The organism is Paraburkholderia sp., from assembly GCF_024281035.1.
In the GTDB taxonomy this organism is placed as follows: domain Bacteria; phylum Pseudomonadota; class Gammaproteobacteria; order Burkholderiales; family Burkholderiaceae; genus Paraburkholderia.
This window is the reverse complement of the sequence record NZ_JAMXLH010000003.1, coordinates 1-14,357: the sequence shown is the minus strand read 5'-3', so window position 1 is coordinate 14,357 and position 14,357 is coordinate 1. Positions and strand designations below refer to the sequence as shown.

General features: G+C 64.1%; 13 protein-coding genes. 10 read left to right on the top strand and 3 right to left on the bottom strand.

What is annotated here, in order from left to right:
• Positions 1-17 precede the first annotated feature (17 nt).
• The 3 genes from Q0L30_RS00245 (at position 18) to Q0L30_RS00235 (ending at position 2,096) form a co-directional block, all read left to right on the top strand.
• Complete coding sequence (locus tag Q0L30_RS00245; RefSeq protein ID WP_296649685.1) at positions 18-461, top strand: lytic transglycosylase domain-containing protein; 444 nt, start codon at positions 18-20, stop codon at positions 459-461.
• Positions 462-607: 146 nt separating this feature from the next.
• Positions 608-1,903 (top strand): GTP-binding protein, encoded by a 1,296-nt coding sequence (locus tag Q0L30_RS00240; RefSeq protein ID WP_296649684.1) that lies wholly within the window; start codon positions 608-610, stop codon positions 1,901-1,903.
• Positions 1,857-2,096 carry a hypothetical protein gene (locus Q0L30_RS00235; protein ID WP_296649682.1) on the top strand — a complete coding sequence of 80 codons (240 nt, stop codon included), beginning with the start codon at positions 1,857-1,859 and terminating at the stop codon, positions 2,094-2,096. The genes Q0L30_RS00240 and Q0L30_RS00235 overlap by 47 nt, the downstream gene beginning before the upstream one ends.
• On the opposite strand, the gene Q0L30_RS00230 is transcribed toward Q0L30_RS00235, so the two are convergent.
• On the bottom strand, positions 2,093-2,371 hold the full coding sequence (locus Q0L30_RS00230) for an HU family DNA-binding protein (RefSeq protein WP_233804089.1): 279 nt from the start codon (positions 2,369-2,371) through the stop codon (positions 2,093-2,095). The genes Q0L30_RS00235 and Q0L30_RS00230 overlap by 4 nt on opposite strands.
• 458 nt (positions 2,372-2,829) lie before the next feature.
• Here Q0L30_RS00230 and mnmC point away from each other — a divergent pair, with 458 nt between their 5' ends.
• The 7 genes from mnmC (at position 2,830) to Q0L30_RS00195 (ending at position 12,218) form a co-directional block, all read left to right on the top strand.
• Positions 2,830-4,791: a bifunctional tRNA (5-methylaminomethyl-2-thiouridine)(34)-methyltransferase MnmD/FAD-dependent 5-carboxymethylaminomethyl-2-thiouridine(34) oxidoreductase MnmC gene (mnmC, locus tag Q0L30_RS00225; protein WP_296649678.1), complete on the top strand. Its 1,962-nt coding sequence runs from the start codon at positions 2,830-2,832 to the stop codon at positions 4,789-4,791.
• Positions 4,792-5,609: 818 nt separating this feature from the next.
• A complete protein-coding gene (locus tag Q0L30_RS00220) occupies positions 5,610-6,815 on the top strand; it encodes a cation:proton antiporter (protein WP_296649676.1) in 1,206 nt (401 codons plus the stop codon).
• Positions 6,816-6,915: 100 nt separating this feature from the next.
• A complete protein-coding gene (locus Q0L30_RS00215; protein WP_296649674.1) occupies positions 6,916-8,031 on the top strand; it encodes a YbdK family carboxylate-amine ligase in 1,116 nt (371 codons plus the stop codon).
• Between the two features lie 704 nt (positions 8,032-8,735).
• The gene (locus Q0L30_RS00210) at positions 8,736-9,374 is read left to right on the top strand and encodes a MarR family winged helix-turn-helix transcriptional regulator (protein ID WP_296649672.1); all 639 of its coding nucleotides are present in this window, start codon (positions 8,736-8,738) and stop codon (positions 9,372-9,374) included.
• A gap of 101 nt (positions 9,375-9,475) precedes the next feature.
• Complete coding sequence (locus Q0L30_RS00205; protein ID WP_296649670.1) at positions 9,476-10,228, top strand: glutamine amidotransferase; 753 nt, start codon at positions 9,476-9,478, stop codon at positions 10,226-10,228.
• A 120-nt stretch (positions 10,229-10,348) separates the two neighbouring features.
• Positions 10,349-11,461, top strand: a complete 1,113-nt coding sequence (locus Q0L30_RS00200; protein WP_296649669.1) for an NADH:flavin oxidoreductase/NADH oxidase — start codon at positions 10,349-10,351, stop codon at positions 11,459-11,461.
• A 244-nt stretch (positions 11,462-11,705) separates the two neighbouring features.
• Entirely contained in the window at positions 11,706-12,218 is a 513-nt protein-coding gene (locus Q0L30_RS00195; protein ID WP_296649667.1) for an SET domain-containing protein-lysine N-methyltransferase, read from the top strand.
• A 119-nt stretch (positions 12,219-12,337) separates the two neighbouring features.
• Here the strand turns inward: Q0L30_RS00195 and Q0L30_RS00190 are convergent, their stop codons facing one another.
• Entirely contained in the window at positions 12,338-13,900 is a 1,563-nt protein-coding gene (locus Q0L30_RS00190; protein WP_296649665.1) for a sensor histidine kinase, read from the bottom strand.
• A 221-nt stretch (positions 13,901-14,121) separates the two neighbouring features.
• On the bottom strand, positions 14,122-14,357 hold a 236-nt coding region (locus Q0L30_RS00185), incomplete at its 5' end, for a winged helix-turn-helix domain-containing protein (protein ID WP_296649662.1).

The window sequence follows — 14,357 nt, the reverse complement described above, 5'->3', positions numbered from 1 at the left end:
CTGCACTTGCCGTGCCGATGAAAAAGATCTGGTTCCGTACGATTGCCGCCGCCACGCTCGCGCTTGCCGATGCGAGCACGCTTGCGCACGCCGACTGCTTCGACGAAGCCGCCCGGTATCAGAAGGTGAATCCGCTGATCCTGCGCGCCATCGCCTGGCAGGAGTCGCATAACCGGCCCGATGCGATGCGCAGGAATGCGAACGGTTCGACCGATTTCGGCGTCATGCAGATCAATTCCGTGCATCTGCCGACGCTCGCGCAGTACGGCATCTCGCGCAGCACGCTCATGGAGCCGTGCAAGAACGTCTATATCGCCGCCTGGCATCTGCGCCGGAAAATGAACAAATACGGCAACACGTGGGCCGCCGTCGGCGCCTACCACTCCGAAACGCCGCCGCTGCGCGATCGCTACGCGCAGCAGATCGCCGGGATTCTGCGGCAATGGAACTTCCTGAACTAGGCCGCCTGTCGCAGGGTACGCCGCACGGCCTGCGCGCCGCGCCCGCATGATGCACAATGCTGGCTAATCCTGACATACGCGTTGGCTTACGCGTCGGCTCCCGCCGCGCGCGCCCTGTTTTAAGTCTTTCTGAACCCCACACTGCGATGAACCAGACACCACTCCCCGTCACCGTGCTCACGGGTTTTCTGGGCGCGGGCAAGACCACGCTGCTCAACCATATCCTCGCGAATCGCGCCGGCCTGCGCGTTGCCGTGATCGTCAACGACCTGGCCGCCGTCAATGTCGACGCGGCGCTCGTGCGCGATGCGGCTGCACTGTCGCACCTCGAAGAAAAGCTCGTCGAGATGTCGAACGGCTGCATTTGCTGCACGCTGCGCGACGACTTGCTGAGCGAGATCCGGCGTCTTGCGCAAGAACAGCGTTTCGACGCGATCCTGATCGAATCGACCGGCATTGCCGAGCCCATGCCGATCGCCGAAACCTTCGCCTTCGTCGACGACGACGGTACATCGCTTGCCGACATCGCCCGGCTCGACACGCTGGTGACCGTGGTGGACGCATTCAACTTCCTGCGCGACTACGCGTGCGCCGACGAACTCGCCGAACGCGGCCTCGCGTCGAACGAAGAAGATGACCGCACGATTGTCGAATTGCTGATCGAACAGGTGGAGTTCTGCGACGTGCTCGTCGTCAACAAAGCCGACCTCGTGAGCGAGGACGAACTCGCCCACCTGCAGCGCATCCTCGCGCGCATCAATCCGCGCGCCGTGCAGGTCGTGAGCCGTTTTGGCGCGGTGCCGTTGAACGAGGTGCTGAAGACGGGCCGCTTCGATTTCGAGGCTGCCGCGAGCGCGCCGGGCTGGCTCGCATCGCTTGAAGAGCACGACCACGACCACGATCACGATCGCGACCACGATCATCGCAGCGAAGCCGACGATTTCGGCATCGGCAATTTCGTCTATCGCGCACGGCAGCCGTTCCATCCTGAACGGCTCTGGTCGCTGCTGCACGAAGAATGGAAGGGCGTGTTGCGCACGAAAGGGTTCTTCTGGCTCGCGACGCGCAACGACGTAGCCGGTTCGCTATCGCAGGCAGGCGGCGCGTGCCGTCACGGTCCGGCGGGTACGTGGTGGGCGGCGCAGCCGCGCGAAAGCTGGCCGCAGGACGCTGCGCTCGAAAGCGAAATCGCGCGCGACTGGTACGGCGATCCGGCCGACACGCACATCGGCGACCGGCGCCAGGAACTGGTGATGATCGGCGTCGATCTGGATCGTGCGGCATGGCAGGCGAAGCTCGATGGATGCCTGCTCACCGATGCCGAATATGCGGCGGGCCCCGAAGCCTGGCGCACGTATAACGACCCGTTTCCGTATTGGGACGTCGACGACGACCATGATCACGAAAACGGCGAAGGCGAAATCGTTCATCGCCCGCACTGAATCGGTCGATACCGAATCAGTCCATCGAGATGACGAAACATGCCGCGCCATGCGGCATGTTTTGCGTCCCGGATATGAACGGTATAAACGCTACAAAGACCGCGAAAATAAAACAGACGAAAAACCGGACAAAAACGCGGACGAAAAAAAACCCGCCAGGGGCGGGTGTCAACTCGAAGCGGCAATGCCTTAGCGCTTGTTGACGGCGTCCTTGAACGCCTTGCCAGCCGTGAACTTGACGGTCTTGGCAGCCGGAATCTTGATGGTTTCGCCCGTCTTCGGATTACGGCCGGTGCGTGCCGCACGCTTGCCCGAACCGAAGCTGCCGAAGCCGATCAGCTGAACCGCATCACCCTTCGACACCGATTTCTTGATCACGTCGAGGAGCGTGTCCAGCGTCTCGCCGGTTTGCGCTTTGCTTGCGCCCGTCTGTCCTGCGACGGCGTCGATCAGTTCCTGTTTATTCATTGAGAAGTTCCTTATCAGTTTAGGTTGACACGAACAGCGCGAACGCGCCGATTATACGGTCGCGTGCCGCGCTGTCGAGCAGCAACGGTTCCGGAGCTCCCCGGCGATTCGCGCCGTGGCGCGAATGGATGCTGTGCCGCGACGGCCGTGCTGCCGCTTCCCTGGGCGGCGCTTGCTATGATAGCGCAGCGCAAACCCAATAACGACAAGGGTTTCGAAGATTTGCAACGGTATTCGGCCGAATTAGGCGGGGCACTCGAATTTGTTTGCCGCCGCCGCTCGAAAGCGTGCCGTATTTCCGGTTTCCAACACGCGCGCGTTGCGTCCAACCAACGCCCGGTAGCCATTGCCCAGTGCCCGCAAAACCAGGCTGGGCGCGGCGGTTGCACTGCATCAACCGCACCGGTTCGCTGGATCAAGGCCGTTTTAGCGCGCTGAATTGTCCATTCGCGTTCCTTATGACCGCCATCCTGACACCCGCCACACTCGCTTTTCGCAACGACGGTACGCCGTTTTCCCCGCTTTACGATGATATTTATCACAGCGCGTCCGGCGCGCTCGCCCAGGCGGAAAGCGTATTTCTGCATGGCAACGCGTTGCCCGGGCGATGGCAAAACCGCCGGATTTTCACGGTGATGGAGACGGGTTTCGGCCTCGGCGTGAACTTCCTGACGACCTGGGAGGCATGGCGCGAAGATCCGTCGCGCTGCGAGCGGTTGCATTTCGTATCGGTGGAAAAGCACCCGTTTTCGCGTGAAGACCTGCGCACGGCGCTCGGTTCGGTGGTTGCGCACACATCGCTCGCCGCACGCGCGCAGGAACTCGCCGACGCCTGGCCGATGCTCGTGCCCGGCACGCACCGGCTCGAATTCGAGGGCGGCCGCGTGACGCTAACACTCGTTTTCGGCGATGCGGTCGAAGCACTTCCCAAAATGTGGTTGCGTGCCGACGCGTTTTATCTCGACGGCTTTGCGCCCGCAAAAAATCACGAACTCTGGTCGCAGACGATGTTCAAGGCGCTCGCGCGCGTGGCGGGCGAGGACGCCACATTCGCCACGTGGAGCTGCGCCGGAGAAGTCAAACACGCGCTCGTCGACAACGGCTTCGAATACCGCAAGATCGAGGGTTTCGGCTCGAAACGCGCCATGCTGGTGGGCCGTTTTGCGCCGCGCTGGCGGGTGCGGCGCTACGAACCGCCGCTGCCCGTTGCAGTACGCGAGCGGCATGCGATCGTGGTGGGCGGCGGGATGGCCGGTTGCGCGCTCATCGAACGGCTCGCCGCACGCGGCTGGCACGTCACGCTGATCGAGCGGCACGCCGCGCCCGCATGCGAAGCGTCGGGCAATCCGGCAGGCGTCTTTCATCCGTTGATTTCGCGCGACGACAGCAGCGCGTCGCGCATTACGCGCGCGAGCTACCTCTATGCACTGCGGCGCTGGTCCAAACTCGAAGCGGCGGGCCTTGCAACGATGCGCACGCACGAAGGTCTGCTGCATATCGCAACAGACGACGAATCGCGCGCCGTTGCCGCAGCGCTCGAATCGTTCGCGTATCCCGCCGAATACGCGCTCGCCGTTTCGCGCGAGCGTGCGGAGCAGATCGCAGGTGTTGCGCTCGCACAGGGCGGCTGGTTCTATCCGCTCGCAGGTGCGATCAGTCCGGCTGCAGTGTGCCGTGCGCAATGCGAAGCGGCCGGCGCGCAACTCGACGCGCATTTCGGCGTGAGCGTCGCGCGCATCGAACGCGCAGGCGACACATGGCGCGCCTTCGACGACAACGGCACGCTGATCGCCGAAGCGCCGGTCATGATCTTTGCCAATGCACACGATGCCTCGCGCGCGGCCGCGCTCGACCATGCGCCGACGCGCCTCGTGCGCGGCCAGTTGACGCTCGTGGAGCACAGCCCGCTCGCGAACCTGCGCGTGCCGGTGGTCGGCGAGGGCTACGCGCTGCCGCTCCCGGATGGCGTCACGCTGACCGGCGCCACCTACGAACTCGACGATGCCGACGACGCGATCCGCGAGGCCGGTCACGCCGAAAACCTCGAACGCGTCGCGCGGATGCTGCCGGAACTCGCTGCGGCACGCGATGCCGCGCGCGCCCACGACCGCACCGGGCGCGTCGGGTTCCGCTGCGTGACGAGCGATCGTCTGCCGATGATCGGCCAGCTCGGCGACGAAGCCGCCGCACGGCGCGACGCATCGCGCCTCAGTGGAGCATGGCTGCTCGATTTGCCGCGCATGCCGGGGCTCTACGGCGCCTACGCGTACGGTTCGCGCGGGCTCGTGTGGGCCGCGCTCGGTGCGGAGCTGATCGCGTCGCAACTGGAAGGCGAGCCTTGGCCGCTCGAGCGCGAACTCGCCGAACACGTCGATCCCGCGCGGTTTCTGCAACGTGCGCTGCGTCTGCGCAGCCTCTGATCGCACCGGGCAGCCACCTGCATCACGTTATCCACGCCAGTCTGTGGACAACCGCGTGAATTGCAGGTGAAGCAGGTGTGTAATGCATGTGGACGTAAACGGGGTAACTTGCGGCACCCTGCCAGGGGACCAAAAGTTACTCTTCGTTCACAGCCGTCACCGCACATGCTGTGCAACCGGTTGTGCGTTCGGCAAACAACTGATTTTCCATACTTATCCAGGGTTATCCACAGAAAACGAGGACCCTTGTTAACTCTTACTACGTATACATACGGTAAACAGTAAACCCGAAGGTGAAGCCATCGCCGTCCCGCTTCGACTTCGCCTTCAAACCCGCCTGAACGCGGAACCTGCGTACAGACCCGGCAAGGCAGCGTGTCGATGTTGGCGTCTGTGGACGTGAGCGCCGATCCCAAAAAGCTATGGCACAATCGGCCTTCTTCCTGCGTATCTGGCTGGTGGCGGCTAGTGGGCCACCACAGCCGATGCGTCCAAGGAACGGATGTGGCTTGTCCTGAATCTCAGTCGTGAGGAGGGCGAGCAGCATTCGTTCATCCACGGCGGGCGCGCCTTGTCGCACATAAGCGCACACAAGCGCCCGCAACGGCTGTCCGCCTTATCCGGCAACCGGGCGTAGTGCATTTCCGCAGTCGAATTCCAGCCGGCTCATTGCGCCCCGGCTGTTTGCCATCCGCGTCGCAAACCGTGTATCGGATGACGAATATCAAGTCGTGTGGCACGCGGCTTGCCCGTGTGCCAGTCGTCGTCGAGCGATGTCGGATAGACGGACTGTCTTCTGCCAAGGAGAAGCCACCACGATGAAGTCGGCGTTTTCGTTCTTTCCCGCCTGGCCGTTGCAGCTCGACGGGATTTTCTGGGCCGGGCTCGCGCTGCTCGCCGCCGGACTGTGCGGCGAGTTGTGCTATCGCGCCTGGCGGCTGCCGCGCATTTCGGGTTACGCCGTCATTGGCCTGATCGCCGGGTCGGCTGGCTTTGGTGTGATCGATGCCGACATGGCCGACAACGCGCGCCCGCTGCTCGATGTCGCGCTCGGACTGCTGCTGTTCGAACTCGGCAGCCGGCTCGATCTGCGCTGGATCCGCCGCAATCCGTGGCTGATCCTGTCGAGCCTCGCCGAAGCGACGCTCACGTTCGTGCTCGTGCTTGTCGTGCTGCTCTTTCTCAAAGTGCCGGTCATGATCGCGCTGGTCGTCGCGTCGATTGCGATGGCGACTTCGCCTGCCATGGTGATCCAGCTCAAAACCGAACTGCGCGCCGAAGGGCAGGTGACGCAGCGTTTGCTAACGCTCACCGCGCTGAACAGCATGTACGCGGTGATCGTCGTCAAGCTCGCGTCCGGCTGGCTGCATCAGGAGATTTACGGCAATGTGTTCGCGACGATCCTGCAGCCGCTCTACCTGCTCGTCGGATCGCTGATTCTTGCCTACGCGCTGGCGCGCGCATGCACGCTGTTCTATCGTCGGCTCAGTCCGCAAGACGAGCATTCGTTCGTCGCGCTCTTCGGTCTCGTCCTGCTGGCAATCGCGATCTCGCACGTCCTCAAGCTGTCGACGATCCTGAGCCTGCTCGCCGCGGGCATCATCGTGAAGAACCTCGAAGCGCGCCCGCAACTGTGGCCGCAGCACTTCGGCACGGCCGGCTGGCTGCTCACCGTGATTCTTTTCGTGCTCACGCTCACGACGTTCGAATGGCACGACATCGTGGTCGGCGGCGTGGCGGCGGCCGGGCTGATCGTGGCGCGGCTGGTCGCGAAGCTCGTCGGCGTGCTGATCTTTGCACGGCCAAGCGGTCTCGAATGGAAGCAGGGCGTTGCGCTCGGTCTCGCGCTCACGCCGATGTCGGCGCTCGCGATACTGCTTGCAGAGGATACCTATGAGCTTTATCCCAACTTCGATCCTCAACTGCGCGCGATCGTGATGTGCGCGATCGTCGTGCTGCAATTGCTGGGGCCGTGGCTCGTCTATCGCGCGCTTGCACTCGTGGGCGAACGGGGCGAAAAATGAAGTCGGCGGCACCGGCTCGTCGCCGGGCGCCGCACACCATGCAACACCGCGTGCCGCAGCGACCGACGTTTCGCGCGGCGCGTCTGCAAGAGGGGATGTCATGTCACTGGAATCATTTGTCGATTCGAAGCCGTTCACATTCGGCATCGAACTCGAAATGCAGATCGTCAACACGCACGACTACGATCTCACGAAGGCCGGCAGCGACCTGATGCGCCTCGTCAAGGACCAGCCGATTCCGGGCAATATCACGCCCGAGATCACCGAAAGCATGATCGAGCTGTCCACCGGCATCTGCACGACGCACGAGCAGGCGGTGACCGACCTGCGCAGGATCCGCGACACGCTCGTCGCCGCTGCGGATCGTCTGAACGTCGGTTTGTGCGGCGGCGGCACGCATGCGTTTCAGCAGTGGAGCGACCGGCGCATCGTCGATACGCCGCGCTTTCAATACCTCTCCGAGCTTTACGGCTATCTCGCGAAGCAGTTTACGGTGTTCGGCCAGCACGTTCACATCGGCTGCCCCGACGCGGACAGCGCGCTGTTCCTGCTGCACTCGCTCTCGCGCTTCATTCCGCACTTTATTGCGCTTTCGGCGTCGTCGCCGTATGTGCAGGGCGTCGATACCGGATTTCACTCGGCGCGGCTGAATTCGGTCTTCGCGTTTCCGCTCTCCGGCCGCGCGCCGTTCATGCTGAGCTGGGAGGAGTTCAAGGATTACTTCTCGAAGATGGTTCACACGGGCGTGGTCAACAGCATGAAGGATTTCTACTGGGACATTCGCCCGAAGCCCGGCTTCGGCACGATCGAGGTGCGCGTGATGGATACGCCGCTTTCAGTCGAACGGGCCGCGGCCATTGCGTGCTACATCCAGACACTCGCGCGCCATCTGCTGATGGACCGGCCCATCGTGCCGCGCGAGGACGACTACCTCGTCTACACGTTCAACCGCTTCCAGGCGTGCCGCTTCGGGCTGGCCGGCACCTGCGTGAATCCGCAGACGGGCGAGCGGCGCACGATCTCGGAAGACATTCTCCGCACGCTCGAACAGATTGCGCCGCACGGCGAGGCGCTGGGAGCGACGCGCGCGCTGACCGAGATCGGGACGATTGCCCGCGGGCAGGCCAACGACGCCACCTGGCTGCGGGGCGTGGTCGCCGAGGAGAAGTCGCTGCACGAAGCGGTTCGCCAGCAGTGCCTGCGCTGGCGCGCGTGAGCGGTGCGGCAGATCGTCCGGTGGCCGGCTGCGGGAGGCTGCGCGAGGTATCGAGGGGGCGGTCTGCCAGCATTTCGGGCACCGAACCGGCCCGGACGTGCCGGCAGGCGAGCCGCGGGGCGTGCAAAACCGCACGCTGTGAAAAAGATTTTTCGAGATATTACTCGGTCATTTCGCGATACTGCGGGGTTCTGATTGTTTCAAGGGCGATGGGCAATCAGGCACCCGGCGCGCGCGCGCCGAGCGCCCGTCCGCATGTGGGTAACCGGGAAAATCGCTGAATACTCAAAGTCTTGCGCAAGCGACAGCCGTGCAGATTTTGATTGCGTTTGTGCAAGAAATACGGGATAACCTGGGAACGTCCGATGCGGGTGCCGCGCGTCATCACGCCGCTGCCGGCCCGCCATCGGCGTCTTTATCAACGGGTTATCCACAGTCTCGGGTGGATAACTTAGCTGTGCGATTGGCTACTCTCGCATAAAATGTCGAATTGTCGTTGTGCTCCCGGTAACAGGACGGCGCTTGAGACCGTCGCGGCGAGAACGGACGAATATGCGATGCGAGACCTTTTGACGGTCACGCAAAGCACCGATTTTTGAGATGGCATGCGATCCGGATTGCCGGATGCGGCCTTTTCCATGAGGCCGTCGGCCTATGCAGCGGCCGACGATGCAGCGCAAGCTGCCAATAACCAGCGAAAGATTATGAGCGAAGGCGTATACGGAGAGCAGGCAGCCGGGCGGGTAACCCATAGCCTGTTGCGACTCAGCACGGCGATGCGGAGCCAGGCGTGGGACTGGGCCGAAGGAGCGGGGCTCACGCCGACTCAGGGTGAAATTCTCGTGCTGCTGATGCAGCGCAAGGGGCCGATGCGCCTCGGCGAGATCGCCCGGGAAACGGCGCTGACCGCAGCGACGACCAGCGATGCAGTGAGCACGCTCGAAACGAAGGGGCTCGTCGAAAAGCGCCGTGCGCTCGACGACGGCCGCGCGCTCGCAGTGCGCCTCACGGCGCGTGGCCGCACGGCCGCGAAGAAGGCGGCGCAATGGCCGGACTTCCTCTCGAAGGCCGTGGGCACGCTGCGCGGCGAAGAGCAGGCGGTGTTCTATCGCACCCTTTTGAAGACCGTCTATCAACTCGAAGTTCAGGAAGCCATCCCGCAGCACCGGATGTGCCTCACCTGCTCGCACTTCGAAGCCAGCAAGAATCCGAAGAAGACGCCGCATCATTGCCAGCTGCTCGGCATCGACATGGCCGACACCGATCTGCGGCTGGATTGCTCGGTGTACGAACAGGCTGAAGCGACGACCCAGAAGAAAAACTGGAAGATCTTCGCGGTGTAACACGCGGTCTGTCTCGCGATGTAAAGCGAGCAGGCAAGCGAGCGGCGGCGCCATGCCGCCGCTCGGCCCGTCTGGTGTCGCTGCCCCCGGGGAAGGAGCCGATGAATCGCGAAGTATTGGCTGTCCGCCATGTGTATTTCGAGGACCTCGGCAGCTTCGAGCGCGTGCTCGGCGAGCGCGGGCGGCCCGTCCGTTATGTGGACGTCGGCTTCGCGCGCATCGGCGCGCTCAATCCGGTCGCGGCGTCGCTGATGGTCATACTCGGCGGGCCGATCAATGCCTGCGACGATGCGCGCTATCCCACGCTTGCGGCGCTCGCTGCACTGATCGAAAAGCGCATTCACGCCGGGCTTCCGACGCTCGGCATCTGCCTCGGCGCCCAATTGATCGCGCGCGTGCTCGGCGCGCGCGTCTATCGCGCGGCTGAAGGGGAAATCGGCTGGACGCCGCTCACGCTGACCGATGCCGGGCGCGCATCGCCGCTGCGTCATCTGGACGGCGCCGCGACGTCGATGCTGCACTGGCACGGCGATACGTTCGATTTACCGGCGGGCGCGACGCGTCTTGCCTCGACGCCGCGCTGCGAGAACCAGGCCTTCGCATGGGGCAATCATGTGCTCGGCCTGCAATGTCACCCCGAAGTGCGCGCCGACCGCTTCGAGCCCTGGTTGATCGGCCATTCCGCTGAAATCGACCACGCACGCGTCGACGTCAACGCGTTGCGCGCCGAAACGGCGCTGCATGGTCCGCATCTGGAACAGCAGGCGAGCCGCATGTTCGGCGAGTGGCTCGATGCAGTCGATACGCGTGCCGCCGACGCGGCTTCTGTGGCCGCCACGGCCAATCGTCCCTGAGATGGCATTGAGCGCGCCGCGCCGCTGCGGGCTCGCCAGGTTCGCCGTGCCGGGCGCGAGCACCTGAAAAGTCAGCGTGCTATTCTCGAACGCACCTTTTTCCCGTTCGAGTTTTCTTCCATGAGCCCGCTCTTCACTCCGATTGCGCTGCGCGGCGTGACGCTCGCCAATCGCATCGTCGTCTCGCCGATGTGCCAGTATTCCGCCGATCGCGGCGAGGCCAACGACTGGCATCTGATCCATCTCGGCCATCTCGCGCTCTCGGGAGCGGGCATGCTGTGCATCGAAGCGACCGCAGTCGAGCCGGACGGACGCATTACGCCACGCGATCTCGGGCTGTGGGACGACGCGACCGAAGCCGCGCTCGTGCCGGTGATCGCCGCGATCCGCCGCCATTCGCCGATCCGCATCGCCATGCAGATTGCGCACGCGGGCCGCAAGGCATCGAGCCACGTACCCTGGGAAGGCGGTCAACTGATTTCTCCGGCCGATGGCGGCTGGGCGACGCACGCGCCATCGGCGCTGCCGCACAAGGAAGGTGAAGCGCCACCACTTGCACTCGACATCGACGGCCTGAAGCGCGTGCGCGAAGCGTTTCGCGCGACGACGCGACGTGCGGCGCGGCTCGGCATCGACGCGATCGAACTGCACGCGGCGCACGGCTATTTGATGCATCAGTTTCTCTCGCCGATCGCGAATCGGCGCAGCGATGCATACGGCGGCTCGCGCGAGAACCGCATGCGTTTTCCGCTCGAAGTCTTCGATGCGGTGCGCGCCGAATTTCCCGCCGATCGTCCGGTTGGCGTGCGCGTGTCGGCAACCGACTGGGTGGACGGCGGCTGGACGCTCGATGACACCGTCACGTTCGCGCAGGCTTTGAAGGCGCACGGCGCCGACTGGATCGATGTGTCGTCGGGCGGTGTCTCGCCGTTGCAGCAGATTCCGCTCGAACCGGGCTATCAAGTGCCGTTTGCGCGAGCGGTGAAACACGCCACCGGCCTGCCGACGATTGCGGTCGGCCTCATTACCGATCCTCTGCAGGCGCATCAGGCGATCGTGGATGGCGACGCCGACATGATCGCGATGGCGCGTGCGATGCTCTACGATCCGCGCTGGCCGTGGCATGCCGCGGCCCAGCTCGGCGCGAGCGTAAATGCGCCGCCGCAGTACTGGCGTTCGCAGCCGCGCGATCAGAAAAAGCTCTTTGGCGAGACGACAATCGGACAACGTTAGGCCGAGCGCGTCGTGCGTGAGCGCACGGGTTGAACGAAGATGGCGCGAACGTGTACGATGCCGGTTGTAGCGCGCGAGGCGCTGCACGAGCGCGGCGCCGACACGGCGCCGCGTTTGCGTAGAGAGGCGGGTGCAGCACGAGAGCGCACGTTCAGAGCAGATTCGGCGCACGGCTGGCGCACATTCGGCGCGCCGTTCGCCGCAGCAGGGATAGTCTCGCTAGTACTTCACGAGGATGCATTCAATGAGTGTACGCAGGATCGTCGTGCGCCAGTCGGGCGTACACGGTAAGGGCGTGTTTGCGACGGCGCCGATCGAGGCGGGCGCGCGCCTGATCGAATATAAGGGCGAGCGCATCTCCTGGAAGGAGGCGTTGCGGCGCCACCCGCACAATCCGGACGACCCGAACCACACGTTCTATTTCGCACTCGATGACGGCGATGTCATCGACGGCAAGGTGAAGGGCAACAGTGCGCGCTGGATCAATCACTCGTGCGCGCCGAATTGCGAAGCGGAAGAGATCGACGGCCATGTGTATATTCATGCGCTGCACGAAATCGCCGAAGGCGAAGAACTGTTTTACGACTACGGTCTCGTGATCGACGCAAAACAGACCCGCAAGCTCAAGCGCGAATACGAATGCCGCTGCGGCGCGCGCAAGTGCCGTGGCACGATGCTCGCGCCGCCGGAAAAAGAAAAGGGCAAGGAGAAGGGCGCAAAAACGGGCAAGTCGGGGAAAAGCAAAAAGAAGAAGTGATCGCCGCGACTGTGCTGCACGCGAATCAAAAAAGGGCCGCTGGTTGAACAGCGGCCCTTGTTGTTTTCTGCGGCGATTTGCAACGGCGGCTTTATACGGCGATGAATGACGCGTGCGGCTCAGAGATCGACCGGCGCCTGCTTGGGTGCCTGCTTGGGTGCCTGGTCAGGCGCCTGATTCGGCGACGGCTTTACCGCCAGGGCCGCTTTCTGATGAGGTTTATCGGCTGATGGGTCACCGCCTGCATCGGCCGATCCGTGTTGCGCGAGCGGTACGCGTACGATGAAACACGCGCCGCCCTCCGGGGCATCTTCGTAATGCACGCTGCCGCGATGAAGCGCCATGATGTCGTGAACGATGGCAAGACCGAGACCCGCGCCGCTGTCCACGCCGCTTTCGGTCTGGCCGTCGCCGCGGAAAAAGCGCTTGAAGAGATCGGCTTGCTGCGCGGGCGGCACGCCGCGCCCGTTGTCCTCGACGACGATCTCGGCCATCGGCGTGTTGTCGACGACGCTCTGCGTCACGCTGACCGTGATGCGCCCGCCGTCGAGCCGCGCGGGCGGCAGATACTTGAGCGCGTTGTCGAGCAGATTCGCAATCACTTCGCGCAGCAGCACCGGGTTGCCGCGCGCCATCAGCGGTGCGTCGTTTTCGGGCGCGTCGAGGCGCTGGAAGCCGAGATCGACGTGGCTCGCCAGCGCGCGCGGCACCCATTCCGCGCCGGTTTCGAACGCGAGCGCGGCGACGTCGATATCGACGAAACGCGCCGCCTGTTCGGACGGTTCCGCACGCGCAAGCGAGAGCAACTGGTTCGACAGACGCACCGCGCGGTCGGCGGCTGCGCGCAGTTCGCGCACCGCATTGCTCACCTGCTGCGGCTCGCGCGCCGTGGCGGCCTGCTCCGCGTGCAGCTTCACGGCGGTCAGCGGCGTGCGTAACTGATGCGCGGCGTCGGCGATGAATTTACGCTGCGCATCGAGTGCGGTCTTCAGGCGGCCGAGCAGCGCGTTGAGCGCGCCGGTCAGCGGCCGAATCTCGACGGGCACGTACGTCTCGTCCACCGGCTCGAGCGACGTGTGCGTCTGGCGATTCAGCGAGTCGGCGAGATCGGTGAGCGGGTTGAGCTGCTGATTCACGACGCGCCACACGATCGCCCAGCCCGCGAGCAGCAACAGCAGGAGCGGCATCATGATCGCAACGAGAAACTCGGCGGCGATGCTGGAGCGCAGGTGCACGGGCTGCCCGACTTCGACGACGATCGGATTGCCCGTGGGCTGATCCACGCGCACCTGTGCGACGCGTAACTGCACGCCCTGATACTCCGTATCGAACACGTAGGCGTAGTGCATGCGCCGCACATTCGTGCCCTGCAGCGGCATATTGTGATCGCCGGCGATTTCCGTGCTGCCGTCGCTGATGCGATAGACGAGATGCTCGATCGGATCGGAGAACATGGCCTGCGCGAGCGGCGGCACGGTGACTGGCGCGGCGGGTCCGGCGATCTGGATCTGCTTCGAAACTGCGGTTGCGAGGTCGGCGAGCGAGCGGTCCACCACGTGCTGCGTGTACTGCCACGCAAGCCAGTAGGCGACGAGGCCGCTCATCAGCGCAAGCAGCGACAGCGGCGCAGCCAGGCGGCGCAGCAGCGTACGGCGCAGACTGTTTGCAGCCGGATAGGACATGATGGTTTCGAGCGATGAGTGAATCGGATGCGCCCGGCAGCCGGTGTGCGTCGCGCTTTTTACATGCGCTGCGTGCAGTGCGTCCAGCGCATGCATCGTAGGTGGCAAGCGCGGCGTGTCGTGCGGCCCTGAATTCGCTCATTGTACGCGGGCAACTGCGCCCGCGGCACGGCAGGCGCGCGGTCCGGCATTGCGCCGGACCGGCAGCGGAGACGGCAGCGTCAGGCCGTCTGGCGAATTTCCTGCAGCAGATAGCCGAAGCCGCGCACGGTGACGATTTCGACGCGGCAGTTTTCGAGTTTCTTGCGCACCCGGTGCACATAGACTTCGATCGCAGTGTCGCCGAGATCGCCGCCGAAGTGCGTGAGGTGATCCTGCAGCTGGGCCTTGCTGACCACGCGGCCATGGCGCTGCAGCAGCATTTCCAGCACCGCGAATTCACGCGGGGAGAGTTCGA